Origin of the sequence: Lysobacter sp. 22409 (assembly GCF_052045105.1) — a bacterium.
GTDB lineage: Bacteria > Pseudomonadota > Gammaproteobacteria > Xanthomonadales > Xanthomonadaceae > Lysobacter > Lysobacter antibioticus_B.
Genome location: NZ_JBQEOE010000012.1, coordinates 53,578 through 79,578 on the forward strand (window position 1 = coordinate 53,578; position 26,001 = coordinate 79,578).

Annotated in this window: 19 protein-coding genes and 2 pseudogenes; 4 read left to right on the forward strand and 17 right to left on the reverse strand. The window is 67.7% G+C overall.

Annotated elements, in window-relative coordinates:
* Position 1: 1 nt before the first annotated feature.
* The 3 genes from ACTJJK_RS08405 to coaE are packed head-to-tail and all read left to right on the forward strand — an operon-like array spanning position 2 to position 2,806.
* Positions 2 to 1,270, forward strand: coding sequence for a type II secretion system F family protein (locus tag ACTJJK_RS08405; RefSeq protein ID WP_031371612.1), 1,269 nt, complete (start codon positions 2 to 4; stop codon positions 1,268 to 1,270).
* 21 nt (positions 1,271 to 1,291) lie between these two features.
* Positions 1,292 to 2,179, forward strand: a complete 888-nt coding sequence (locus ACTJJK_RS08410) for a prepilin peptidase (protein WP_031371611.1) — start codon at positions 1,292 to 1,294, stop codon at positions 2,177 to 2,179.
* Between the two features lie 3 nt (positions 2,180 to 2,182).
* Positions 2,183 to 2,806: a dephospho-CoA kinase gene (gene coaE / locus ACTJJK_RS08415; protein ID WP_031371610.1), complete on the forward strand. Its 624-nt coding sequence runs from the start codon at positions 2,183 to 2,185 to the stop codon at positions 2,804 to 2,806.
* A 50-nt stretch (positions 2,807 to 2,856) separates the two neighbouring features.
* Here coaE and ACTJJK_RS08420 read toward each other — a convergent pair whose 3' ends face one another.
* The 3 genes from ACTJJK_RS08420 to ACTJJK_RS08430 form a co-directional block, all read right to left on the reverse strand.
* Positions 2,857 to 3,813: a Nudix family hydrolase gene (locus ACTJJK_RS08420; protein ID WP_031371609.1), complete on the reverse strand. Its 957-nt coding sequence runs from the start codon at positions 3,811 to 3,813 to the stop codon at positions 2,857 to 2,859.
* Between the two features lie 106 nt (positions 3,814 to 3,919).
* Positions 3,920 to 6,640 (reverse strand): preprotein translocase subunit SecA, encoded by a 2,721-nt coding sequence (gene secA / locus ACTJJK_RS08425; RefSeq protein WP_031371608.1) that lies wholly within the window; start codon positions 6,638 to 6,640, stop codon positions 3,920 to 3,922.
* Positions 6,641 to 7,265: 625 nt separating this feature from the next.
* Positions 7,266 to 8,177 carry a M23 family metallopeptidase gene (locus ACTJJK_RS08430; RefSeq protein ID WP_031371607.1) on the reverse strand — a complete coding sequence of 304 codons (912 nt, stop codon included), beginning with the start codon at positions 8,175 to 8,177 and terminating at the stop codon, positions 7,266 to 7,268.
* Between the two features lie 7 nt (positions 8,178 to 8,184).
* Between ACTJJK_RS08430 and ACTJJK_RS08435 the strand changes: the two genes are divergently transcribed.
* Entirely contained in the window at positions 8,185 to 8,631 is a 447-nt protein-coding gene (locus tag ACTJJK_RS08435; protein WP_031371606.1) for a DUF721 domain-containing protein, read from the forward strand.
* A 306-nt stretch (positions 8,632 to 8,937) separates the two neighbouring features.
* Here ACTJJK_RS08435 and lpxC read toward each other — a convergent pair whose 3' ends face one another.
* The 14 genes and pseudogenes from lpxC to rsmH form a co-directional block, all read right to left on the reverse strand.
* Entirely contained in the window at positions 8,938 to 9,846 is a 909-nt protein-coding gene (lpxC, locus tag ACTJJK_RS08440; protein WP_031371605.1) for a UDP-3-O-acyl-N-acetylglucosamine deacetylase, read from the reverse strand.
* Between the two features lie 392 nt (positions 9,847 to 10,238).
* The gene (ftsZ, locus tag ACTJJK_RS08445; RefSeq protein WP_031371604.1) at positions 10,239 to 11,459 is read right to left on the reverse strand and encodes a cell division protein FtsZ; all 1,221 of its coding nucleotides are present in this window, start codon (positions 11,457 to 11,459) and stop codon (positions 10,239 to 10,241) included.
* 300 nt (positions 11,460 to 11,759) lie between these two features.
* Positions 11,760 to 13,010, reverse strand: a complete 1,251-nt coding sequence (ftsA, locus tag ACTJJK_RS08450) for a cell division protein FtsA (RefSeq protein ID WP_031371603.1) — start codon at positions 13,008 to 13,010, stop codon at positions 11,760 to 11,762.
* A gap of 8 nt (positions 13,011 to 13,018) precedes the next feature.
* Positions 13,019 to 13,747: pseudogene (locus ACTJJK_RS08455) on the reverse strand (cell division protein FtsQ/DivIB); the annotation flags it as partial.
* Positions 13,744 to 14,739 (reverse strand): D-alanine--D-alanine ligase, encoded by a 996-nt coding sequence (locus ACTJJK_RS08460; RefSeq protein ID WP_440729989.1) that lies wholly within the window; start codon positions 14,737 to 14,739, stop codon positions 13,744 to 13,746. The gene ACTJJK_RS08460 and the pseudogene ACTJJK_RS08455, both read right to left, overlap by 4 nt.
* Before the next feature lie 2 nt (positions 14,740 to 14,741).
* Entirely contained in the window at positions 14,742 to 16,187 is a 1,446-nt protein-coding gene (murC, locus tag ACTJJK_RS08465) for a UDP-N-acetylmuramate--L-alanine ligase (RefSeq protein WP_031371600.1), read from the reverse strand.
* A 66-nt stretch (positions 16,188 to 16,253) separates the two neighbouring features.
* Positions 16,254 to 17,436: pseudogene (murG, locus tag ACTJJK_RS08470) on the reverse strand (undecaprenyldiphospho-muramoylpentapeptide beta-N-acetylglucosaminyltransferase).
* A complete protein-coding gene (gene ftsW / locus ACTJJK_RS08475) occupies positions 17,433 to 18,752 on the reverse strand; it encodes a putative lipid II flippase FtsW (RefSeq protein ID WP_223619732.1) in 1,320 nt (439 codons plus the stop codon). The pseudogene murG and the gene ftsW overlap by 4 nt, the downstream one beginning before the upstream one ends.
* Positions 18,752 to 19,840 carry a phospho-N-acetylmuramoyl-pentapeptide-transferase gene (mraY, locus tag ACTJJK_RS08480; RefSeq protein ID WP_223619731.1) on the reverse strand — a complete coding sequence of 363 codons (1,089 nt, stop codon included), beginning with the start codon at positions 19,838 to 19,840 and terminating at the stop codon, positions 18,752 to 18,754. The genes ftsW and mraY overlap by 1 nt, the downstream gene beginning before the upstream one ends.
* A complete protein-coding gene (locus ACTJJK_RS08485) occupies positions 19,830 to 21,221 on the reverse strand; it encodes a UDP-N-acetylmuramoyl-tripeptide--D-alanyl-D-alanine ligase (protein WP_440729971.1) in 1,392 nt (463 codons plus the stop codon). Before ACTJJK_RS08485 ends, mraY begins: the two co-directional genes overlap by 11 nt.
* Positions 21,218 to 22,741: a UDP-N-acetylmuramoyl-L-alanyl-D-glutamate--2,6-diaminopimelate ligase gene (locus tag ACTJJK_RS08490; RefSeq protein ID WP_036148358.1), complete on the reverse strand. Its 1,524-nt coding sequence runs from the start codon at positions 22,739 to 22,741 to the stop codon at positions 21,218 to 21,220. Before ACTJJK_RS08490 ends, ACTJJK_RS08485 begins: the two co-directional genes overlap by 4 nt.
* A complete protein-coding gene (locus ACTJJK_RS08495; protein WP_440729972.1) occupies positions 22,738 to 24,720 on the reverse strand; it encodes a peptidoglycan D,D-transpeptidase FtsI family protein in 1,983 nt (660 codons plus the stop codon). Before ACTJJK_RS08495 ends, ACTJJK_RS08490 begins: the two co-directional genes overlap by 4 nt.
* Positions 24,717 to 24,980, reverse strand: coding sequence for a cell division protein FtsL (gene ftsL / locus ACTJJK_RS08500; protein ID WP_031371593.1), 264 nt, complete (start codon positions 24,978 to 24,980; stop codon positions 24,717 to 24,719). Before ftsL ends, ACTJJK_RS08495 begins: the two co-directional genes overlap by 4 nt.
* Positions 24,977 to 25,996 (reverse strand): 16S rRNA (cytosine(1402)-N(4))-methyltransferase RsmH, encoded by a 1,020-nt coding sequence (gene rsmH / locus ACTJJK_RS08505; protein ID WP_031371592.1) that lies wholly within the window; start codon positions 25,994 to 25,996, stop codon positions 24,977 to 24,979. The genes ftsL and rsmH overlap by 4 nt, the downstream gene beginning before the upstream one ends.
* Positions 25,997 to 26,001: the final 5 nt, after the last annotated feature.

Here is a 26,001-nt window from a genome sequence, read left to right on the forward strand (position 1 = left end):
CATGTCCGCGACCCGACCCGCCACCCGTACCGCAGCCAAGCAAGCCCCCGCGGTACGCCGCGCCAACCCGCTGGACATGTTTGTCTGGCAGGGCACCGACAAGCGCGGCATCGTCATGAAGGGCGAGCAAGCGGCGAAGAACGCCAACCTGCTGCGTGCCGAACTGCGCCGCCAAGGCATCACCCCGACGGTGGTGAAGCTGAAGGGCAAACCCCTGTTCGGCGCGAGCGGCAAGCGCATCACGCCGGGCGAGATCGCGATCTTTAGCCGTCAGATCGCCACGATGATGAAATCGGGCGTGCCGATCGTGACCTCGCTGGAAATCATCGGCGAAGGGCACAAGAACCCACGCATGAAGACCTTGCTCAACACCATCCGCGCCGATATCGAAAGCGGCTCGTCGTTGAATGAATCGTTGTCCAAGCATCCGGTCCAGTTCGACGAACTGTACCGAAACTTGGTCAAGGCCGGCGAATCGGCCGGTGTGCTCGAGACCGTGCTGGACACGATCGCGAGCTACAAGGAAAACATCGAGACCCTCAAGGGCAAGATCAAGAAGGCCCTGTTCTATCCCGCGACCGTCGTCGCCGTCGCGATCCTGGTCAGCGCGATCCTGCTGATCTTCGTGGTGCCGCAGTTCCAGGCCACCTTCAAGAGCTTCGGCGCCGATCTGCCGGCGTTCACCTTGATGGTCATCGGCATGAGCGACTTCATGATCAAGTGGTGGTGGGCGATCCTGCTCCTCGTGGTCGGCGCCGCCATCGCCTTCATCATGACCAAGAACCGCTCGCCGGCATTCGCTCACTTCCTCGACCGGGCCATGCTCAAGATCCCGGTGGTCGGGCAGATCCTGCACAACGCCGCGATCGCCCGCTTCGCCCGCACCCTCGCCGTGACCTTCCGCGCCGGCGTGCCGCTGGTCGAGGCCCTCGACACGGTCGCGGGCGCGACCGGCAACGTGGTCTATGAAAAGGCCGTGTACCGGATCCGCGACGACGTCTCAGTCGGCTATCAGGTCAACATGGCGATGAAGCAGGTCAACCTGTTCCCGCACATGGTGGTGCAGATGACCGCCATCGGCGAAGAGGCCGGCGCGCTCGACACCATGCTGGTCAAGGTCGCCGAGTTCTACGAGCAGGAGGTCAACAACGCCGTCGACGCGCTGTCGAGCCTGTTGGAACCGCTGATCATGATCATCCTGGGCGTCATCGTCGGCGGCATGGTGGTCGCGATGTACCTGCCGATCTTCAAACTTGCTGCGACGGTCTGATCGGGGAAGTATCCTTTCCGCATGGCATTCCTAGATCAGAACCCCGGCCTCGGGTATCCGCTCGCGGCCGGTTTCGGGCTGCTGCTCGGCAGTTTCCTCAACGTCGTCATCCTGCGCCTGCCCAAGCGGCTGATGTGGCAGTGGAAGAAAGACGCGCGCGAAATCCTGGAGCTGCCGGAGGTCTACGACCCGCCGCCGCCCGGGATCGTGGTCGAGCGCTCGCATTGCCCGCACTGCAAGCATCAGCTGTCCTGGTACGAGAACATTCCGCTGTTCAGCTACCTGGTCCTGCGCGGGCGCTGCCGCAGCTGCAAGACCCCGATCTCGATCCAGTACCCGGCGGTCGAGCTGCTGACCATGCTGCTGATGGTGGCCTGCGTCTGGCGCTTCGGCTTCGGCTGGCAGGGCTTCGGCGCGATGGTCTTCACCGGCTTCCTGATCGCGATGTCGGGCATCGACTTCAAGACCCAGCTGCTGCCCGACCAACTGACCCTGCCGCTGATGTGGCTGGGCATCGTCGCCAGCAGCGACAACCTGTATTTCCAGACCAAGCCGGCGGTGCTCGGCGCGATCGCCGGCTATATGAGCCTGTGGCTGGTCAATTGGGTCTATAAGCAGTACCAGGTGGTGGTCAGAAGGGTCAAAGACCCGCACGAGGGCATGGGCCACGGCGACTTCAAGCTGCTCGCCGCGATCGGCGCCTGGGTCGGCCTCAAGGGCGTCCTGCCGACGATCCTGTTGTCGTCCTTCGTCGGCGCCGTGATCGGTTCGATCTGGCTGGCGGTCAAGGGTCGCGACATGGGCATTCCGATCCCGTTCGGCCCGTACCTGGCCATTGCCGGCTGGCTGACCTTCTTCTGGGGCGAGTCCCTGCTCCAGGCCTATCTGCAGTTCTCCGGCCTCGCCTGAGCCATGGCGGCGTTCTGCGTCGGCGTCACCGGCGGCGTGGCTTCGGGGAAAAGCGAAGTCACCCGGCATTTCGAAGCACTGGGCATCGTCGTGGCCGATGCCGATCTGGCCGCGCGTGCGGCAGTCGCAGCCGGCAGCGCCGGGCTGGCTGAAGTAGTCGCCGAGTTCGGCGCGGCCGTCCTGGATGCTCAAGGCGCGCTCGACCGCGCCGCCATGCGCAAACTCGTATTCGGCGACGACGGCGCACGGCGCCGCCTCGAAGCCATCGTCCACCCGCGTGTGCGCTCGATGCTGCGCGACCACTGTGCGGACGCGCCCGGCGCCTACGCCATCGCGGCGATTCCTCTGCTGGCCGAAGGCGGCGGACGCGACGCCTATCCGTGGTTGGACCGCGTGCTGGTGGTCGACGTGCCGGTCGATATCCAGCAAGCCCGGGTGATGCAGCGCGACCGCATCGACGGCGAACTCGCCGCGCGCATGATCGCGGCCCAGGCCAGCCGCGGCGAGCGGCTCGCGATTGCCGACGACGTCATCGTCAATGATGGCCCGATCGAGGCCTTGGCGGCCCAGGTCGCGGCCTTGGACCGCCGCTATCGGGCCTTAGCTTCGAGCCGCGCGGCCGGTTGAATCCGCTGCGGTGCGGACGATCCGGATCGATCCGGACCGGCGGCCGGTAACTAACTCGCGACCCAAAGGCCCCGAATGGCGGCGATGCCCTGCGCGCCGTAGCGACGCGCTTCGGCCACTTCGTCTGGGACCAGGCCGCCGATCGCATAGATCGGCAGCGAGACCGACTCACGCAAGACCGAGAACGCCTCCCAGCCGATGCCCAACACGCCGGGGTGGCTCGGCGTCGGCTTGATCGAGCCGACCACGGCGAAGTCGCAGCCCAAGGCCTGGGCCGCTTTCAGCTCGTCGGCGTCGTGGCAGGAGGCCGCCAAGGGCATCCCGGCCGGGACCGGCCGTTCGCCCAGCTCACGCAGTTGCACGGCACGCAGATGCAGGCCGACACCTAATGCGTTCGCCATGGCGATGTCGCCGTTGACCAGCACTTCGGCCTGCACGGCCCGGCAGCGGGCCGCGGCGGCCGCGGCCAGCCGCTGGCTGCGTTCGGCCTCGACCGTGCGCAGGCGCAGCTGCACGCGGCGTACCCCGGCCTGCAGCGAGCGCGACAGCGCATCGAGCCAGGCGACGTCGCTCTCGCCCGGCTCGGGCGTGACCAGATAGTGTTCGGATTGCTGCAATGCGGCGACCACCGGGCGATCCGCCGGCGGCATCGCATAGCTGGCCAGTTTGTGCGGCGGCACCCAGACCAGGGCCTGGCCTTCGCGGCCGCGCGCGCTGCCGCGCCATTGACGGATCTCGCGCACGTCCAGGACCAGGCGCTTGTCCGGGTAGGCCTGCGGCACGCGGATCACCGCTGCGCCGACGTCGGCCTCGATGCCCAGCTCTTCGTGCAGCTCGCGTGCAAGCGCCGCCTCGGGCGTCTCGCCGGGCTCGCGTTTGCCGCCGGGGAACTCCCACAGGCCGGCCAGATCGCGGCCTTCGGTCCGGCGCGCGAGCAGGACTCGCCCGCGCGCGTCGCGGATCACCCCCGCGACGACTTCTACCAGCCGGGAGCGGGGATTCGGGATTCGGGATTCGGAGGCGGCCAACGCTGCTGCAGCGGCCGCGTCGCCGGGAACGGATTCGGATTCCGCCTTGCGATTCCCGATTCCCGACTCCCGACTCCCGCCGTCCTCAGCCCAACTGCCCATGGCAGTGCTTGAACTTCTTGCCGCTGCCGCAGGGGCAAGGATCGTTGCGACCGGCGTTGGCGAAGGCTTCCTCGGACACCTGCGCGGCTTCCTCGTCGGCGCCGAAGCCACCGGCGGAAGCGTGCTGGAACTGCATCTGCCGCGCCTGCGCTTCGGCCTGGGCGCGTTCGAGCGCTTCCATCTCGGCGACTTCCTGCTCGCTCTGGATGCGCACGCGGGCCAGGATCGTCACCACCTCGCGCTTGACCTTGTCGAGCATCTCCGAGAACAGCTCGAAGGCTTCCTTCTTGTATTCCTGTTTGGGCTGCTTCTGCGCGTAACCGCGCAGATGGATGCCCTGGCGCAGATAGTCCATGCGCGCCAGATGCTCCTTCCAGTTCTGGTCGAGCACGTTGAGCATGATGTGCTTCTCGAGCATACGCATGGTCTCGGCACCGACCTGGCTCTCGCGGGTCGTGAAATGCGCCTCGACTGCGTCCTGCACGTTCTGGGCGACCGTCTCGGCATCGAGCTCTTCGGCCGTGCGCGCGGTCTCGACCAGCGGCACCTGCACGTTGAACTCCTGCGCGATCGTCGCTTCCAGACCCGGCAGGTCCCATTGCTCGTCGACCGAATTGGCCGGCACGTAGCGCTGGACCATGTCGGCGACCACGTCGCCGCGGATGCCCACCACGTTGTCCTGCACGCTCTCGGCTTCCAGCAGCTCGTCGCGCTGGCCGTAGATGACCTTGCGCTGGTCGTTGTTGACGTCGTCGAAGTCGAGCAGGTTCTTGCGGATGTCGAAGTTGTGGGCCTCGACCTTGCGCTGCGCGTTGGCGATCTGCTTGGTCACCAGCGGGCTTTCGATGATGTCGTCTTCCTTCAGGCCCATGCGCGCCATCACGCGCTGGACCCAATCGGCGGCGAAGATGCGCATCAGGTTGTCTTCGAGCGACAGGTAGAAGCGCGAGGAGCCCGGGTCGCCCTGGCGACCGGCGCGGCCGCGCAGCTGGTTATCGATACGACGCGACTCGTGGCGCTCGGTGCCGACGATGTGCAGGCCGCCGGACGCCTTGACCTGGTCGTGGCGCTCCTGCCAAGCCGCCTTGAGGCGCTGGTGGGTCACTTCGTCGACCGGCTCGCCGCCGTTCTGCGCGGCCAGGTCGGCGAGCTCGGCTTCGAGCGAACCGCCGAGCACGATGTCGGTACCGCGGCCGGCCATGTTGGTGGCGATGGTGATCGCACCGGGGCGACCGGCCTGGGCGATGATGTTCGCTTCGCGTTCGTGCTGCTTGGCGTTGAGCACTTCGTGCGCGACGCCGGCCTCGGTGAGTTGCTGGCTCAGCATCTCCGAGACTTCGATCGAGGTCGTACCGACCAGCACCGGCTGGCCGCGCTCGTGCGCCGCCTTGATTTCGCCGAGCACCGCGCGGTACTTGCCGGTGCGATTGAGGAACACCTGGTCGGAGTGATCCTTGCGCTGCATCGGCCGGTTGGTCGGGATCACGATCACTTCCAGGCCGTAGATGCTCTGAAATTCGTAGGCCTCAGTGTCCGCCGTACCGGTCATGCCGGCCAGCTTCTTGTACATGCGGAACAGGTTCTGGAAGGTGATCGAGGCCAGCGTCTGGTTCTCGCGCTGGACCGGCACGCCTTCCTTCGCCTCGACCGCCTGGTGCAGGCCGTCCGACCAGCGTCGGCCCTGCAGGGTGCGGCCGGTGAACTCGTCGACGATCACCACCTCGCCGTCGCGCACGATGTAGTCCACGTCGCGCTGGTAGATGGCATGCGCGCGCAGCGCGGCATTGAGGTGATGGACCACGCTGATGTTGTGGCCAGCGTACAGCGAGTCCTCGTCTTCCTGCAGGATGCCGGCCTTGCGCAGCAGGTCTTCGGCGTGTTCCTGGCCGGCTTCGGACAAGTGCACCTGCTTGCCCTTCTCGTCGACCCAGTAATCGCCCTCGCCGTCTTCCTTCTCCTGGCGGATCAGCGACGGCACGATGCGGTTGACCTTGATGTACAGCTCCGGCGATTCGTCGGCCGGGCCGGAGATGATCAACGGCGTGCGCGCCTCGTCGATCAGGATCGAGTCGACTTCGTCGACGATCGCGTAATGCAGGCCGCGCTGATAGCGGTCTTCCTTCGACAGCGCCATGTTGTCGCGCAGGTAGTCGAAGCCGAATTCGTTGTTGGTGCCGTAGGTGATGTCGCTGGCGTAGGCGGCATGCTTGTCGCTGTGCTGCATGCCCGGATAGACCACGCCGACGCTCAGGCCGAGCCAGTTGTAGAGCTTGCCCATCCACGCCGAGTCGCGGCGTGCCAGGTAATCGTTGACCGTGACCACGTGCACGCCCTGGCCTTCGAGCGCGTTGAGGTAGACCGGCAGCGTGCCGACCAGGGTCTTGCCTTCGCCGGTGCGCATCTCGGCGATCTTGCCCAGATGCAGGACCATGCCGCCGATCAGCTGGACGTCGTAGTGACGCATGCCGAGCACACGCCTGGACGCCTCGCGGCAGACCGCGAACGCCTCCGGCAGCAGCTTGTCGAGCGACTCGCCGTCGGCGATGCGCTTCTGGAACTCCGGCGTCTTGGCCTGCAGCTGTGCGTCGGAGAGCTTCTGCATCTCCGGCTCGAGCGCATTGATCCTGACGACGGATCGTTGCAGTTGACGCAGCAGACGATCGTTGCGGCTGCCGAAAACGCGGGTAAGCAAGCTGTTGAGCATGAACGGGTCCGTGTAAAGCGAACGGGGTGGCACAGGCGGGACGGTTTAAGAGCGCGCCGCCGCCGGCAAGTTCCCCAGGAATCCAGACGACCAGCCTGTTCTTGCGTTTCGGCATCCCGAAAACGCAATCGGAGGCGCCGTGCGCCCCCGATCGAATCGAGCCTGGTCTTTGGCCACACGCATTCTAGCGTGGGGGGCGACCTGAACGGTATCAAGGGGGATGTGCGCCGATCGAATGTGGGACTTTGCTCAATTCCACAGTTCGGCGGATTCCCGGGGCTCGGGCGAGCCCGGTGCTCGGCGGGTTTGGACGGACTCGGCAGCCGGCTATTGACCGCCCGGCGCGGGAAGCATTTCGACTTGGATGGCTGTGGAGCCGTATCAGGTCGGTATGCGAGCCAGCGGGCATCGACCAGGACGATGCCTCTCCCGCTCGGTTGACCCGCCGCAGCGCGGCGGGCGTTCACCAAGCCCGCGAGCCAATGGCTCGCGAGGGGATCGCTATTCGGCAGGTGATCGGCCAGCGATGAGCGAATGCTCCCGCTTGGTTTTCCTCGCCCAGCCCGCCGCAGCGCGGCGGGCGTTCACCAAGCCCGCGAGCCAGTGGCTCGCGAGCGGGCTTGGTTCACCCCCTCAGCGGGGATTGCTGGTTGAGGAACTTGAGCGGGTTCACGACCCGGCCGCCTTCCCAGACTTCGAAATGCACGTGGGCGCCGGTGGAACGGCCGCTGGAGCCGGCCTTGGCGATCTCCTGGCCGGCACGGACGAGTTCGCCGACTTTGAGCAGCAGGCTGGAGTTGTGCGCATAACGCGTCACGTAGCCGTTGCCGTGGTCGATCTCGATCACGTTGCCGTAGCCCGAACGCACGCCGGAGTAGCTGACCACGCCGTCGGCCACGGCCAGCACCGGGTCGCCCACGTCGGCCTCGAAATCGATGCCCTTGTGGAACGCGGCGCCGCCGTTGAACGGGTCGGCACGGCCGCCGAAGCCGGAGGTGATATAGCTGTTGGCGATCGGCGCACGCGAGGGCACCGCATTCATGTCGACCTGGCGATTGAACAACAGCGACTCGAGCACCGAGAGCTGTTCGCCGGAGGCCTTGAACTGGCGATCGAGCAGGTCCATGCCGGCGTCGAGCTCGGGCTTGGCCATGTCGCGCACCGGACCGGCGCCACCGACGCCGACCGGCTTTTCGAAATCGAACTCGCCGTCCTGCAGTTGGCCGATCCGGGTCAGGCGCTCGCCGAGCGCGTTGAGACGGTTGGCTTCGGCCTGCAATTCGCCCATGCGTGCGGCGAGGGCGTTGATCTCGCGCTGCGCGTCGCGGCGCGTCGCGGTGATCTGGGCCTGCTGCTGGGTCAACTGCGCGCGTAGCATGCGGTTGTCGGCGATGCCCGCACCGGCACCGATGCTGACGCCGGTGCCGAGCAGCAATGCGATGGCGAGCGCCGGACGGCGGGAGCCGATCCGTCCGGCCTGCTGGAAGAACTCGCCCAGCCTGGCTCGTGTGTTGTCTACGATGGTTTTATAGGTCATGTGTCCGATGTCTTATTCCAAGCCCAAGCCGCCGTCGCGCGGCCCCTCTAAGCCGCGCATCGCCTTGGATGCACTGCTAGAAGACCCCGCCGGCAACCCGATCCGCCGAGCCCTATGGCTCGACGAACTGGACCGTCGGTTACGCCCCTACCTGCCGCCTTCGCTCGCCGCGCACGCGCGGTTGGCCAATTTCGAACGCGGCAGGCTCGTGTATGTCGTCGATGCTCCGGTGTGGCGCGCCAAATTGAGGCTCGCAGCTCCGGAACTGCTCGACGCAGCCCGATCCGTCGGGCTGGAAGCGGCCGAATTCGTCGTCAAGACGACGATTCCCATGCCGGCGGCAGCGCCGGTGAGGAAGGCCAAACCCATGTCGGCTGCGACGCAAGAAGCGCTGCAAGCCGCGCTGGCATCGCTGAAGAAACCTGATCCGTCAGGGCCCAGCGACGCCGGCTGACACTCGGGGCGGTCCGCGTCGTCGACGCAAACCGGCGGGGGTCCGAGAGCCGGGGTCGGAGAATCCTACTGGCCCTACCCCTCGGCTTTGTTAAAGAGCCGGAAGCATTTCAGAAAGGTTTCGTTAGAAATTAGTTAAGACGTCACGCGCCGTTCACGAGTGTGATCGCGTTAACGTTCTTGATTTTCCGGGCCGGGCGCCGGTCGCGCATTCAGTTTCGGGCGCCGTTTACCGGCCTCCGCACCCCGGCCCGATCAGGCCGGCGCGGGTTCCCGATCGGGCCCGAACAGGCCCAATCAAGCCGAATCAGGCCGGAATGGGCTCGCCGTAGGCCACCGGAGTCGGCTCCGAGCCGGTATAGGTGACCTGCTCCCAAGCCGAGCGTTCGGCCAGCAGGGCGCGCACGAGCTTATTGTTGAGCGCGTGGCCGGACTTGTAGCCCTCGTAGGCGCCGATGATCGCGTGGCCTGCGAGGTAGAGATCGCCGACCGCGTCGAGGATCTTGTGGCGGACGAATTCGTCGGCGTAACGCAGGCCGTCGTCGTTGAGCACGCGGAACTCGTCGAGCACGATCGCATTGTCCATCGAGCCGCCAAGGCCGAGGTTGCGCTCGCGCATGTATTCCAGGTCGCGCATGAAGCCGAAGGTGCGAGCGCGGCTGACTTCGCGGATGTAGTTCTCGGTCGAGAACTCGACCTGCGCGCGCGACTGCGCCGCCGGAATCGCCGGATGGTCGAAGACCACGGTGAAACCCAGGCGGAAACCGTCGAAGGGCTCGAAACGGGCGACCTTGTCGCCGTCGCGCACCTCGACCGGATGCTTGATGCGGATGAAGCGCTTGGGCGCGTCCTGCTCGGCGATGCCCGCCGACTGCAGCAGGAACACGAACGGACCGGCCGAGCCGTCCATGATCGGCACTTCCGGTGCCGACAGTTCGACATAGCAATTGTCGATGCCGAGCCCGGCCATCGCCGACAGCAAGTGTTCGACCGTCATGACCTTGCCGGCGCCGTAGGTCAGGCCCGTGCACAGGGTGGTCTCGGTGACCAGGTCGGCGCGCGCAGGCAGCTCCACCACCGGGTCGAGATCGACGCGGCGGAACACGATGCCGGTATCGGTCGGCGCCGGGCGCAGGGTGAGAAAAACCTTCTCGCCGCTGTGCAGGCCCACGCCGGTGGCGCGGATCACATTCTTGAGGGTGCGCTGACGCAGCATGGTCGTGGGGAGACTTTCCGCGGACATGGAGTGTTGGTGTCGGCATCGGTCCGCAAAGCCTGCGGACGCGAAGGGGACCGACCACTGGATGGGGGTGAAACGAAGCCGCGCAAGATTAGCACGCGCAACCCTGAACCTGAACGGAAAGGACACACTGTCCCGCCGTTGTCAACAGCGTTCGTCAAACTGACCGGTCGACCGCCCCGAGGGGTAGGGCCGACCGGCCCAAAAGCCCCCTGCGCCGGGGCGCGGGGGCAAGATGCCTGAGGCCGGGGACGAGTCCGGCCCGAGGGTGTTCCTTGAAGCAGGAACGAGTCGAGAACAGTGAAGAGTGAGCGAAAGCCGCCCTACTCGTTTCTCACTCCTGCCCACTCATTCCTGGCTCCAACGCTTCAATCCGCCTGGCGGCGCAGGAACGCCGGGATGTCCAGGTAGCTGTTGTCGCTGCCGAAGTCCGCCACGGCCGGGCCGGTCGGTTCCTGGCGCGAGCTGCCGCGCAGGCTGCCGCCGAAGCTCGGCATCGGCGCATGGCCGACATCGTCCATCGCCGAGAACTCCGGCTGGCCGGTGGTCGCGTTGCGCACCAGTTGGATCGGCGCGCGCTGCGATTCGCGGTCGTGACCGTGACCGCGCACCGACTGCTTGGCGGCGACGCGGTTGAGGCCGGTGGCGACCACGGTGACCTTGACCTCGTCCTGCATGTCCGGGTCGAGCACGGTGCCGATGACCACCGTCGCGTCTTCGGAAGCGAAGTTCTCGATGGTGCGGCCGACTTCGTCGAACTCGGCCATGGTGAAGTCCGGACCGGCGGTGATGTTGACCAGGATGCCGTTGGCGCCGGCCAGGTTGACGTCGTCGAGCAGCGGGTTCTGGATCGCCGATTCGGCCGCGGCCTGGGCGCGGTCGTCGCCGCGTGCGGCGCCGGTGCCCATCATCGCCAGACCCATCTCGCTCATGACCGTGCGCACGTCGGCGAAGTCGACGTTGATCAGGCCCGGACGCACGATCAGGTCGGCGATGCCCTGCACGGCGCCGAGCAGCACGTCGTTTGCGGCACGGAAGGCCTGGATCATGGTCGCGTTGCGGCCGAGCACGGTGATCAGCTTCTCGTTCGGGATGGTGATCAGCGAATCGCAGTGGTGCGACAGCTCCTCGATGCCCTTCAGCGCGACCTGCATGCGGCGGCGGCCTTCGAACGGGAACGGCTTGGTGACGACCGCGACGGTCAGGATGCCCATCTCCTTGGCGAGCTGGGCCACGACCGGCGCCGCGCCGGTGCCGGTGCCGCCGCCCATGCCGGCGGTGATGAAGACCATGTCGGCGCCGGTCAGCGCGTCCATGATGCGTTCGCGATCTTCCAAGGCGGCTTGACGGCCGACCTCCGGATTCGCGCCTGCGCCCAGGCCCTTGGTGACGTTGCTGCCGAGCTGCAGCTGCAGCTTGGCGCCGCAGTTCTTGATCGCCTGCGCGTCGGTGTTGGCGGTGATGAACTCCACGCCGTCGACGTTGCCGCTGACCATGTGCGCCACGGCGTTACCGCCGCCGCCGCCCACGCCAACGACCTTGATGACCGCGTTCGGGGCCATTTTTTCAACCAGTTCGAAATGTGCCATGTCCTCGTCCTCTTATTAGTGCCGGGATTCGGGAGTCGGGATTCGGGATTCGCAAAAGCGAAGCCCTGGTCTCGATGCCGTCCTCTCCGACGTTTTTGGTTTTTTTCTGCCGAGAATCGGGATTCGGGAATCGGGATTCGCAAAAAGCGAAGCCTTGGTCTCGATGCCGTCCTCTCCGACGTTTCGCTACTCGTTTACCGCTACTGCCGTTGCCACAACCTGCCAGTGCTGTTGCTCGTGCTTATTGCTGTTGCCTTTACGATTCTCGATTCTCGAATCCCAATTCCCGATTCCCGGCCGTCAGAACTCGCCGCGATACCAGTTCTTGATCTTGTTGAAGAAGCTGCCGGCGCGACCGGTGGAGATCACCGGACGGCGCGGGTTCTCAATCTGGCTGCCCATCAGCAGCAGCCCGACGCCGGTCGCGTGGACCGGGTTGCCGACCACTTCGCCCAGGCCGGTGACGTGCTGCGGAATGCCCACTCGCACTGGCATCTGCAGCATTTCCTCGGCCAGCTCGACCACGCCTTCCATCTTCGAGGCGCCGCCGGTCAGGACCATGCCGGCGCGCACGTGATGCTCGAAACCCGAGCGGCGCAGTTCGGCCTGGATCATTTCGAAGATTTCCTCGTAACGCGCCTGCACCGCTTGCGCCAGCGAGTGACGCGGCATGCGCCGCGGCGGGCGGTCGCCGACGCTCGGCACCTGGATCGATTCCTCGGCCGTCGCCATCTGCGCCAAAGCGCAGGCGTAGCGGACCTTGATCTGCTCGGCTTCCGGGGTCGGCGTGCGCAGCATGTGGGCGATGTCTTCGGTGACCTTGTCGCCGGCGATCGGCAGGCTCGCGCTGTGGGCGATCGCGCCCTGCACGAACACCGCGATGTCGGTGGTGCCGGCGCCGATGTCGACCAGGACCACGCCGAGCTCGCGCTCGTCGCTGGTCAGCACGGCATTGCTCGAAGCGAGCACGCCGAGGATCAGGTCGTCGACCTGCAGTCCGCAGCGCTGCACGCACTTGCTGATGTTGGCCGCGGCCGACTGCGCGCACACGACCAGATGCGCGTGCACTTCCAGGCGCACGCCGGTCATGCCGACCGGGTTGCGGATGCCTTCCTGCGAATCGTCGAGCACGTAGTCGCGCGGGATCGCATGCAGGATCTTCTGGTCGGCCGGAATCGCCACCGCCTTGGCCGCTTCGAGCACGCGGTCGAGATCGCCGTAAGTGACCTCGCCGTCGCGGATCGGCGCGATGCCCTGCGAGTTGCGGCACTGGATGTGGTTGCCGGAGATCGAGGCGTAGACCGAGCGGATCTCGCAGCCGGCCATCAGCTCGGCTTCCTCGATCGCGCGCTGGATCGACTGCACCGTCGATTCGATGTCGACCACCACGCCGCGCTTGAGACCGCGCGATTCGTGCGAGCCGATGCCGATGACTTCGATCGGAGTGCCGGGCCGGCCGTCGGAAGGCGTGTACTCGCCCACCAGCGCCACCACCTTGGAGGTGCCGATGTCGAGGCCTACGATCAGCGACTTGTCGCCTTTGCGGTTCATGACTGTCCTTGCTGCTGTTTCGGTGCCGCCTCGGGTGCCTGCACGGGCGCCCAGGACAGCGAAAAACCATTGGTGTAACGAAGATCGGCGCGCGCGAGCACTTGCACGCGCTGGGCCAACAACTGCGGCAACAACCTGACGAAGCGGCCCAGGCGGGCGCGCGCTTCGCTGCGTCCGACCACGATCTGCGCGCCGTTGCCCAGACCGAGCGTCCAACTGCCGCGCTGGTCCACCTCGACCTGCCTTACGTCCATGCCGACCGGGGCGAACAGCTCGCGCGACTCGTTGTAGAGCGCGACTACGTCGGCGACCCGCGCGTCGGGCCCGCCGAACTGCGGCAGACCGTCCGGCACCTGGATGCCGTCGACCGGGAACAGGCGTCCCTGCTCCGACAGCAACTGGTCCTTGCCCCAGCGCGCGAACGGCTTGTGTTCGATCACGCTGACTTCCAGCACGTCGGGCCAGCGCTTGCGCACTTCGGCATGCTCGACCCACGGCAGCTTGGCCACCGAGTCCTGCGCGGCCGCCAGATCCACCGCGAAGAAACCGCGCTGCGCATACGGCAACAAGGTCTTGCGCAACGACGCCGCATCCACCCGCTCGAACTCGCCGGTCACGCGCAGGCGCTTGAGCGGCCACTGGTTCGCGCCGACCCAGCCGTTGAGCACGGCGACGACCGGCAGCGCGACCAAGGCCAGCGCAAGCAACCATCCGACGAGGCGGAGCATGGCGTTCACGCCGCGTCACCTCCTACGGCAGGCGGCGCGACCACGGTGGCTTCGAGCACGCGCCAGCACAGCTCGTCGTACTCGATACCGACCTGGCGCGCGGCCTTCGGCACCAGCGAATGACTGGTCATGCCCGGCGCGGTGTTGACCTCGATCAGATACAGCTGGCCGCTGTTGCGGTCGCGCATCACGTCGACCCGGCCCCAGCCCTTGCAACCCGCGGCGACGAAGGCTTCCATCGCCAGCCGGCGGATCTCGGCTTCGTCGGCGCCGTCCAGGCCCGGACACAGGTACTGGGTGTCGTCGGCGATGTACTTGGCGTGGTAGTCGTACCACTCGCCCTTGGGCACGATGCGGATCGACGGCAGCGCGGTATAGCCCTCGCCGTTGACCAGCACGGCCACGGTCAGCTCGTCGCCGATCACCATCTGCTCCATCAGCATCTCTCCCGGATAGCGCGCGGCGAGCGCCACGGCCTCGTCGATGTCGGCGTCCTTGAGCACGCGCGACACGCCGACGCTGGAGCCTTCGCTGGAGGGCTTGATGATCACCGGCAGACCGATCTCGCGCGCCGCCGCGTGGACGTCGTCGCCCTTGGCGATGCGCTTGTAGCGCGGCGTCGGCAGGCCGGTCGACATCCACACCTGCTTGGTGCGGATCTTGTCCATCGCCAACGCCGAGCCGAGCACGTCCGAACCCGTGTACGGCACGCCGAGCGCTTCCAGCACGCCCTGCAGCACGCCGTCTTCGCCGCCGCCCTTGTTGCCGTGCAGGATGTTGAAGACGCGGTCGACGCCGCCGGCGCGGATGGTGTCCATCAACGCCGGGATGCCGTCGACCGCGAACGCATCGACCCCGCGCGAACGCAGCGCTTCCAGCACGCCGCGCCCGGAATCCAGCGACACTTCGCGCTCGGCGCTGGTGCCGCCCATGAGCACGGCGACGCGGCCGAACACGGCCGGGTCGGTGACGCGCAACGGCGCGAACTGCGGACTTACCACGCTCACTTCGATTCTCCCTGGAAACCATGGCTGGCGAGCTGCTGCGCGGCCGCGCCGATGTCGCCGGCGCCCATCAGCAACAACAGATCCCCGTCGTTGAGTACGTCGGGCAGCACGCCGGCGAGATCGCCGGCACCGCTGACCACGACTGGATCGATGCGGCCGCGCGCGCGGATCGCGCGCGCCAGCGACTTGGCGTCGGCGCCGGCGATCGGCGCCTCGCCGGCCGGATAAACCTCGGTCAGCACCAGCGCATCGACCGAGGACAGCACCGCGGCGAAGTCGTCGAACAGGTCGCGGGTGCGGCTGTAACGATGCGGCTGGAAGGCCACCACCAGGCGCTTGTCCGGCCAGCCGCCGCGCGCCGCGGCGAACACCGCTTCGAGCTCTTTCGGGTGATGGCCGTAGTCGTCGACCAGTTGCACCACGGCGCCCTTGTCGGTGCGCAGTTCGGCAAGCAGGTTGAAGCGGCGGCCGATGCCTTCGAATTTCTCCAGCGCGCGCGCGATCGCGTCGGCCTGCACACCGAGCTGCCAGGCCACCGAAGCGGCGGCGAGCGAATTGAGCACATTGTGACGGCCCGGCAGCGCCAGGGTCACCGCGGTGCGCGAAGCGTCCGGCAGGCACAGGGTGAAGTACATCGCCCCGCCGCGCTGAGTGACGTCTTCGGCGCGCACGTCGGCGGTCTCGTCGAAACCGTAGGTCATCACGTGACGCGGCGTCTCGGCGGCGAGCCGGGCGACGTTGGCGTCGTCGATGCACAGCACGGCCAGGCCGTAGAACGGCAGGCGGTGCAGGAATTCCTCGAACGCGGCCTGGACCTTGGCGAAATCGCCGCCGTAGTTTTCCAGGTGATCGGCGTCGATGTTGGTGACGATGGCGATCTGCGGGTTCAGGCGCAGGAAGCTGCCGTCGCTTTCGTCGGCTTCGGCGACCAGCCACTGGCCGCCGCCGAGGCCGGCATTGGCGCCGGCGGCGAGCAGCTTGCCGCCGATCACGAAGGTCGGGTCGATCCCGCCTTCGGCCAGCACGCTGGCGGTCAGCGAAGTGGTGGTGGTCTTGCCGTGCGTGCCGGCCACGGCGATGCCGCGGCGGAAGCGCATCAGCTCGGCCAGCATTTCGGCGCGCGGCACCACCGGAATGCGCTGGGCGCGCGCTTCCATCAGTTCGGGGTTGTCGCGCTTGATCGCGCTCGACACCACCACGCAGTCGGTGCCCAGCACGTTGGCCGCGGCGTGACCGCGATGGACGCTGACGCCCATCGCCTCGAGCCGGCGGGTCACCGCGTTGTCGGCCATGTCCGAGCCGGACACCTGATAGCCGAGCGTGCACATGACTTCCGCTATCCCGCTCATGCCGGTGCCGCCGATGCCGACGAAGTGCACGCGCGGGAAGGCCTTGGCCAGGTCGCCGGTGTGTTGCAGGCGGCGGCGAAGTGCGGTGCTCATACTGTGTCTCTCGCCGGGAATCGGGAATGGGGAATCGGGAATCGGTTCAAGCAGCTACAACCACGGTTACAAATACGAGTGAAGAAACAACCCGGCATCGACGGCGAACGGACGACGCTCGCGCACCGATTCCCCATTCCCCATTCCCGATTCACGGCCGTCATCGCCCCGCCTCCAGCACCGCATCGGCGACGCGTTCGGCGGCGTCGGGTTTGGCCAGGGCGCGCGCGGCGTTGGCCATCTGCAACAGCACGCCGCGTTCGGCCAGGATTTCGATGGTCGCCGACAGGCGTTCGGCGAGGTCGCCGGCCTGCGGCAGCAACTGCGCCGCGCCGCGATCGACCAGGAAACGCGCGTTCTTGGTCTGGTGGTCGTCGACCGCCTGCGGGAACGGCACCAGCACGCTGCCGACGCCGGCCGCGCACAGCTCGGCCAGGGTCAGCGCACCGGCGCGGCAGACCACCAGGTCGGCCCAGGCGTAAGCCGCGGCCATGTCGGCGATGAAAGGTTCGACCGAAGCGACCACGCCGGCCGCGGCATAAGCGCGCTCGGCTTCCTCGCGCAGCTTCTCGCCGCACTGGTGCCGCACCTGGCACGGCACGCGGCCGCGCAGACCGGCGATCGCCGCCGGCACGCCGGTGTTGAGCGCGCGCGCGCCCTGGCTGCCGCCGAGCACGAGCAGGCGCAACGGGCCGCTGCGTTCGGCGAAACGTTGCGCCGGCACCTCGATAGCCGCGATCTCGGCGCGCACCGGGTTGCCGACCACTTCTTCGCGGCCGCCCGGGAAGGTATCCGGGAAGCCGGTCAGCACGCGGCGCGCGAAACGCGACAACACGCGGTTGGTCATGCCCGGGGCGCGGTTCTGTTCGTGCACGATCAGCGGCACACCAGCCAGGCGCGCGGCCAGGCCGCCGGGGCCGGCCGCGTAACCGCCGAAACTCACCACCGCGCGCGGCTGGCGCTGGCGCAGCACGCGCTGCGCCGCGCGCACCGAGGACAGCAGGCGGAACGGTGCGCGCAGCAACGTGGCCAGGCCCTTGCCGCGCACGGCGCTGATCGCGATGGTGTCGATGGCGACGTCGTGCTGCGGCACCAGGCGCGTTTCCATGCCGCCGTCGGCGCCGAGCCAACAGACCGGAACATTGCGGCCACGCAATGCCTTGGCCACCGCAAGCCCCGGGAAGATATGGCCGCCGGTGCCGCCAGCAAGAATCATCACCGGGCGTTCGCTCGAACGAAGCTCGCTCATGCGGACCTCCCGAGCGATGGCTCGACGCGCTGACGCAGACGGCTGGTGCCGCGCGCGTTGTCGTGGTTGCGCGTATTGGACGGCGCTGCCGGACCGGCATTCGACGCAGCCGCTGCCGGCGACGCCACGCCCTGCCCCTGCCCGGCTTCACCGCGCAGACGCGCGACCTGGCGCTGGGCCCGGTCGAGTTCGTAAGACACGCGCAACAGCACGCCGAGCGCGGCGCAGCTCATCAGCACGCTGGAGCCGCCGTAGGAAATCATCGGCAAGGTCAGGCCCTTGGTCGGCAACAGCCCCAGATTCACGCCGATCGAAACGAAGCTCTGCAGCCCCATCCACAGGGCGATGCCGAAGGCGACGTAGCCGGAGAAATGGCGACGCATCTCGACGCACTTCAGGCCGATCCACAGCGCGCGCCCGGCCAGCAGCACGTACAAACCGACCACGGTGCAGACGCCGGCGAAACCGAATTCCTCGCCGATCACCGCCATGATGAAGTCGGTGTGCGCTTCGGGCAGGTAGGACAGCTTCTGCACCGACGCGCCGAGGCCGACCCCGGTCCATTCGCCGCGGCCGACCGCCATCAAAGCGTTGGTCAGCTGATAGCCGGTGCCGAACGGGTCGACCCAGGGGTTCAAGAACGAGGTCAGGCGGGTAACGCGGTAGGGCTCGGCGATGGCGATGATCGCCAGCACCGGCAGACCGATCAGCACCGGCCCGAACATGCGCGGCATGTTGACGCCGCCGAGCACCAGCATGCCGGCGGTGATCGCCAGCAGCAGCGAGGACGAACCGAAGTCGGGCTGCATCAGCAACAGCGCGACCAACACCACGGCTACGCCGATCGGCTTGAGCATCGCGCCCCAGGTCGCCGAGATGTCTTCGCTGAAACGCTTGAGATAGCTCGCCAGCCAGACGATGTAGAGCAGCTTGACCGCCTCGACCGCCTGGAAGCTGGCCGGGCCGAGGTTGATCCAGCGCTTGGCGCCGTTGACCTGCTTGCCGATCACCGGCACGAACACCAGCAACAGCAACACCACGCAGACCAGCAGCAGCCACTGGTTGTGCTGCTCGATGGTCTTGAGCTCGGTGCGCATCAACCAGAAGCCCAGGCCCAGGCCGACCGACAGGAAGATCAGGTGGCGGGTCAGGAAGTAGAACGGATCGACGGCATGGGTCGCGGCGACGCCGAGCGAGGCCGAGCCGACCATGATCACGCCCGCACAAGCCAGCGCCGCGGACACGGCGAGCAACCACGGGTCGTAGCGCCCGTGGATGGCGTCGAGTCGCGTTGCCTGGCGTGCGGAATTTTCCATCAACGGACCTTGAGCGTTGCCAGACCGACCAGCACCAACACCACCGAGATGATCCAGAAGCGCACGATCACGCGCGGCTCGGGCCAGCCCTTGAGTTCGAAGTGGTGATGGATCGGCGCCATGCGGAACACACGCTTGCCGGTGAGCTTGAACGAGGCGACCTGGATCATCACCGACAGGGTTTCGATGACGAACACGCCGCCCATGATCACCAGCACCAGTTCCTGGCGGACGATCACGGCGATGGTGCCGAGCACCGCGCCGAGCGCGAGCGCGCCGATGTCGCCCATGAACACCATGGCCGGATAGGTGTTGAACCACAGGAAGCCGAGCCCCGCGCCGGCGATCGCCGCGCAAATGATCACCAGCTCGCCGGCCCCGGGCACCTGCGGGATCTGCAGGTACTTGGAGAACTCGGCGTGGCCGGAGGCATAGGCGAACACGCCCAGCGCGCAAGCGACCAGCACGGTCGGCATGATCGCCAGGCCGTCGAGGCCGTCGGTCAGATTGACCGCGTTGGAGAAGCCGACGATCCAGAAATAGGCGACCACGATCAGGCCGGCGCCGAGCGGGATCGCGATGGCCTTGATCAGCGGCACGTAGAAGGTCGTGCTGGCCGCGGTCGACGGATCGGCGGTGAAATACAGGAAAGCGCCCGCGGCCAGGCCGAAGATCGACTGCAGCAGGTACTTCCAGCGCGACTTCAGGCCGTTGGGATCGCGGTGGACGATCTTGATCCAGTCGTCGTACCAGCCGATCGCGCCGAACGCCAACATCACCGCCAGCACCAGCCAGACATAACGGTTGCGCAGGTCGCCCCACAGCAGCACCGAAGCCAGCACCGTGACCAGGATCAGCGCGCCGCCCATGGTCGGCGTGCCGGCCTTGGAGAAATGCGTCTGCGGGCCGTCCTGGCGGATCGGCTGGCCGCCCTTGTACTGGGCGAGCTTGCGGATCACCGCCGGGCCCCACCACAACGACAGCGCCAGCGCAGTCAGCGCGCTGAGGATGCCGCGGAAGGTGAGATAGCCGAACAAGCCGAACAGGCTCTGCAGTTGTTCGAGCCAGCGAGTCAATTCAAGCAACATGCGACGTCCCCTTCCCCTGTTCGGGCTTCTGCGCGGACAGCAACGCCGTCACGATCCGATCCATCGCACTGCTGTGCGAACCTTTGACCAACACCCGTACGCCGTCGCGCAAGTCCGCGGCCAGCGTCTGAGCGAGCGCGGCGTGGCTCTCGTGCACGCTGCCGCCTTCGCCGAAGGCCTTCGCCGCTGCGCTGCTGAGCGCGCCGAGCGCGTACAGGCGGCGGATACCGGAAGCCTTGGCACGGCGGCCGATCTCGACGTGCATCGCGATCTCGTCCTGGCCGATCTCGCGCATGTCGCCGAGCACCAGCCAGTTCTCGCCGCCGATCTCGGCCAGCGCGTCGATCGCCGCCGCGGTCGAGCCGGGGTTGGCGTTGTAACTGTCGTCGATCAGCACCGCGCCGTTGTCGAGGCGGTGGGTGATCAGGCGCCCTTCGACCGGGCGCGCAGCGTTCAGGCCGGCGACGACCGCGTCGAAGCCGGCGCCGGCGGCGAGCGCCAGCGAGGCCGCGGCGAGCGCGTTGCGCACGTTGTGCCGGCCGACCAATTGCAGCGCGATCTCGGCCCGCCCCTGCGGCGCGACGAGCACGAAGGTCGAGCCTTCGGTGCCTAGGCGGACGTCGTGGGCGGTGACCTCGGCGCTGGCGTCCAGGCCGAAGCGGATCATCCGGCGCCCGGCCGCACGCTCGCCGAAGTACGGGGCGAAAGCGTCGTCGGCGTTGATCACCGCCACGCCGTCCGCCGGCAAGGCGTCGTAGATCGCCGCCTTGGTGTCGGCGATGCCGAGCAGGCTGCCCATGCGCTCCAGATGCGCCGGCGCGATGTTGTTGACCAGGGCCACCTGCGGGCGCGCCACCCGCACCAGATAGGCGATGTCGCCGGGCTTGCCGGCGCCCATTTCGTAGATCGCGAACTGAGCGTCTTCCGGTGCGTCGAGCACCGCCAACGGCAGGCCGATCTCGTTATTGCGGTTGCCCGGCGTCGCATAGGTGCGGCCGGCGCGTTCGAGGATCGTCGCGGTCAGGGTCTTGACGCTGGTCTTGCCGTTGCTGCCGGTGATGGCGACGACGGTGTTGCCGCTGCGCTGCGCCTGCACCGCGGCGGCGAGGTCGGCGAGCGCGCGCTCGCTGTCGGCGACCACCACCTGGGCGATCGGGGCATCGATCTCGCGCGCGACCAGAACACCGACGACAGCGCTGCCGGCGAGCTTGGCGACATGGTCGTGGCCGTCGAAACGCTCGCCCTTGAGCGCGACGAACAGCGCTGCGCCCGCCTCGGGCAGCGCACGGGTGTCGGTGACGACCAGTTCGATGGCCGCATCGGCGCCGTGCAGGCGGCCGCCGGTCATGCGCGCGATCTCGGACAGCCGCAGGCTCTTCATGGCCGCTCCTGCCCATCCTGGGCCCGCGACACTTGCGCATCCATGTGCGGCGCGCGGGCCTCCAGCGCCGCTCGGGCTACGTCGGTGTCGTCGAAGGCATGGCGCACGCCCTGGATCTCCTGATAAGGCTCGTGCCCCTTGCCGGCGATCAGCACGATGTCGTCGGCGTCGGCCTGGGCGATGGCGTAGTCGATCGCCGCGCGGCGGTCGCGCAGGACCAGCGCCCGCTGCGGATCGCGCAAGCCGGCCATGATGTCCGCGACGATGACGTCGCCGTCTTCGCCGCGCGGATTGTCGTCGGTGACGATGACCAGGTCGGCGCCGTACTCGGCGATCGCCGCCATCTGCGGGCGCTTGCCGCGATCGCGCTCGCCGCCGCAGCCGAACACGCAGATCAGGCGCGCGCCGGCATGCGAGCGCAGCGAGGCCAGCGCCTGTTCCAGCGCGTCGGGCGTATGCGCGTAGTCGATCACCACCAACGGCGCGACGCCGTCGCCGCCGAGGCGGTTCATGCGTCCGTGGATGGGCTGCAACTGCGACAGGGTTTCGGCGATCTGCACCGGCTTGTCGCCGAGCGCGTACAAGGTGCCGGCCACCGCCAGCAGGTTGTCGACGTTGAAGCGGCCCAGCAAGGGCGACACCACCGCGTGGGTCTGGCCGTCGACGACCAGGTCGAAGCCGATGCCGCGGTTGTCGAAGCTCAGGGTCTCGGCACGGACGACGGCGTTGTCGCGATCGCGCGAGCTCAGGCCCACCGCGCGCACCGACTTGGGCAGCTTGGCGATCAGTTCGCGGCCGAACTCGTCGTCGAGATTGATCGCCGCGGCCTTGAGTCCGGGCCAGGCGAACAGACGCGCCTTGGCTGCGCCGTAGCTCGCCATGTCGCCGTGATAGTCGAGATGATCGCGGGTCAGATTGGTGAACACGCCGACGTCGAAATGCACGCCGGCGACGCGGCCCTGGTCGAGCGCGTGCGAACTGACTTCCATCGCGATCGCGCTGGCGCCGGCCTCGTGCATGTCGGCGAGCAGTTCGTGCAACTGCAGCACCAGCGGGGTGGTGAAACCGGTCGGCACGATCTCGCCGTACAGGCCGGCGCCGAGGGTGCCGACGGTGCCGCAGCGGATACCGCGCAAGGCCCAGGCCTGCGCGATCAATTGCACGGTCGAGGTCTTGCCGTTGGTGCCGGTCACGCCGACCACGGTCATCGCTTCGGTGGCGCGGCCGTGGAAGCGGTCGCCCATTTCCCCCAGGCGCGCACGCAGTCCGGGCACGGCGATCGCATCGGCCGGGGCCGGCAGCTCGTCCGGCGCGGGCGGCTCGAACAGGATCGCGCTGGCGCCGTTGGCGCGCGCCTGCTCGACGAAACCCAGGCCGTGCGCGCCGAAGCCGGCGATCGCGACGAAGGCATTGCCGGGGCGCACCGCGCGGCTGTCCATCACCAGGCCGGTGATACGCAGATCGCCGGGGATGCCGGCGATGTCGGGCAACAGTTCGGCCAAGGGCATCAAGCGGCTCATCGCGCGCCTCCCTGGACCAACGCACTCGCGGCGATCGGCGGTGGCGAAGCGACGGTCTGCGTCGCCACCGGAACCACCGGGCCGCTCGGCTTGCCGCCGTTCTGCTTGAGGCGCTTGGCTTCGGCCGCGGCCTGCACCGCCAGCCAGGTTTCGATGTCGTCGGGCGCCACGTCCATCAGGCGCAGGGCGCCGTCCATGACGTTGCGGAACACCGGGCCCGACACCGAACCGCCGTAGTAGCCGCGCTTGGTCGGGTCGGGCTCGCTGACCACCACCACCATCGAGAAGCGCGGCTTCTCCACCGGCACCACGCCGGCGAACAAGGACACGTACTTGCGCGAATAGCCGCCGGTGGCGCTGAATTTACGGGTGGTGCCGGTCTTGCCGGCGACGTGATAACCGAGGATCGCCGCCTGCTTGGCGGTGCCGCCCGGCTCGGTCACGGTCTGCATCATGCGCATGATCTCGCCGGCCACCGCCGGCTCCAGCACCTGCCGCGCTTCGTTGCGCTGGCCCTTGACGAAGGTCGGCTGGATCAGGCGGCCGCCGTTGGCCATCGCCGCATAGGCCATGGCGATCTGCACCGGTGTGGCCGACAGGCCGTAGCCGTAGGACATGGTCGCCTTGGTGGTGCCGCTCCAGCGCGACGGCGGCGCCAGCAGACCCGAGGACTCGCCCGGGAAGCCGCTGTTGGGCTTCTGCCCGTAACCGAAGCCGCGAATGAAGTTGTAGTAATAGTCGTTCGGCAACGGCAGGGCGAGCTTGGCCGCGCCGACGTTGGAGCTCTTGGTGATCACGCCGGTAACGGTCAACACGCCGTTGTTGTGGGTGTCGGTAATGCGGTAACGGCCATTGGGCATCCAGCCCGGCGTGGTGTTGACCAGGGTCGTCGGCTTGACCGCGCCGGCGTTGAGCGCCGCGGCGACGGTGATCGGCTTCATCGTCGAACCCGGCTCGACCACGTCGGTGACCGCGCGGTTGCGGTGGGTGTCGCGGTTGCCGGCGCTGAGCAGGTTCGGGTTGTAAGTCGGCAGATTCGCCATCGCCAACACTTCGCCGGTCTCGATGTCGAGCACCACCGCCGAAGCGCTGCTGGCGCCGGTCTCGATCAGGGCGCGGCGCAGCTCGCGGTAGGTCAGGTACTGGATGCGGCGGTCGAGGGTCAGGGTCAGGTCCTTGCCCGGCTCGGCCGACTGCACCAGGTCGACGTTCTCGACGATGCGGCCGGCGCCGTCGCGGATCACCCGCTTGGTGCCCGGCTTGCCGCGCAGCTCGTGGTCGAACGCCAGCTCCAGGCCTTCCTGGCCGCGGTCGTCGATGTTGGTGAAGCCCAACACGTGCGCCATCGCTTCGCCCTGCGGGTAGAAGCGGCGGAACTCGCGCTGCGAGAACACGCCCGGCACCTTGTGCGCGAGGATCTTGCGCGCCTCGTCCGGATTGATCCGGCGCTTGAGGTACATGAATTCCTTGCCGGCGCGCTGGGCCAGCTTGCGGGTCAGCTCGTCGCGCGACACGCCCAGCGCCTTGGCCAGTTCCGGCAGGCGCTCGGGGTTCTTGGCCAGTTCCTTGGGGTTGCCCCAGATCGACTCGACCGGCGTCGACACCGCCAGCGGCTCGCCGTTGCGGTCGGTGATCATGCCGCGCGAGGTCGGGATCGGGATCTCGCGCAGCGAACGCGCATCGCCCTGCTGGCGATAGAAATCGTTGCTGATGACTTGCAGGTCCAGCGCGCGCCCGACCAGGGCGACCGCGCACAGGCCGAGCGAGCCGCCGACTAGGATCAGGCGGTTGCGCAGGTTGAACTGGGCGACGCGACCGCGCGGCTTGTTGCCGCGCGAGCCGCGGTCTTCGCGGGCGCGTGCGAAGCGTTCGCCGATGCCTTCGACGAGACGGTCGAAGCCGCCGCCGCGGCCGCGGTCGCCGAGCACGCGATCGAGCGGCCCGCTGCGGGTGGGGCGCTGCGGCTTGCGACCGTTCATGGCCGGATCACCACGGTTTCGGCGCCTTCCGGGAACTTCATCCCGATGCGCTCGCGCGCGACCTGGTCGATGCGGTTGCTCTCCGCCCAGGTCGCCTGTTCCAGTTGCAGGCGGCCGAACTCGATATTGAGTTCGTCGCGCTCGCGCTGGAGCTTGTTGAGTTGCACGAACAACTGGCGGTGCTCGTGGCGCGCGAACACCACCAACAGGGCCGAAACCACGTTGGCGACGATCAGCAGGGCGAGCAGCAGGCGCATCATGCTGCGCCTCCCTGGTCCGGGAATCGGGAATCGGGAGTCGGGAGTCGGGACGGCGAATGCACGATTCCCGATTCCCCATTCCCCATTCCCAGCTTTTCGGCCACCCGCAGCACTGCGCTGCGCGCGCGCGGGTTGCTCGCGGTTTCTTCGTCGAAGGCCTTCTGCGCACCGCCGATCGCCAGCAGGGTCGGGGTGAACGCCAGCTCGATCGGCATGCGCCGGTTGGCCGGCGGCGCCTTCGAGTGGCGGGCGATGAACTGCTTGACGATGCGGTCTTCGAGCGAGTGGAAGCTGATCACCGCGAGGCGGCCGCCGGGCTTGAGGCGGGCCAGCGCGGCGTCGAGGCCGGCTTCGAGATCGGCCAGTTCGCGGTTGATGAAGATGCGGATCGCCTGGAAGCTGCGGGTCGCCGGATGGATCTTGTTGTCGCCGCGCGGCATCACCGAAGCGATCAGGTCGGCCAACTGGGCGGTGCGCAGCAAGGGCTGCTCGCTGCGGCGGGCGACGATGGTGCGGGCGATCTTGCGGCTCTGGCGTTCTTCGCCGTAGGTCCACAGCACGTCGGCGATCTCTTTCTCCGACGCCGAGGCCAGCCACTGCGCCGCGCTCTGGCCGCTGTCCGGGTCCATGCGCATGTCGAGCGGGCCGTCCTTGCCGAAGCTGAAGCCGCGCTCGGCGACGTCGAGCTGCGGCGAGGACACGCCCAGGTCCAGCAGCACGCCGTCGAGGCCGGCGGCGGTTTCGTCCCAGTGGGCCAGGTCGGCGAAGCTGCCGCGATAGATCGACACGCGCGGGTCGTCACCGAACTCGCGTTCGGCCACGGCGATCGCTTCCGGGTCTTTGTCCATCACCAGCAGCCGGCCTCGCGCTTGCAAAAGCTCAAGTACGCCGCGGGCATGCCCGCCGCGTCCGAACGTGCCGTCGAGATAGGCACCGTTCCCGAGCACCCGCAGGCCATCCAGCGCCTGCCGGTACATCACGGGAAGGTGGCCGGATCGCGCGTGCGTGCGTTCCATGCCAC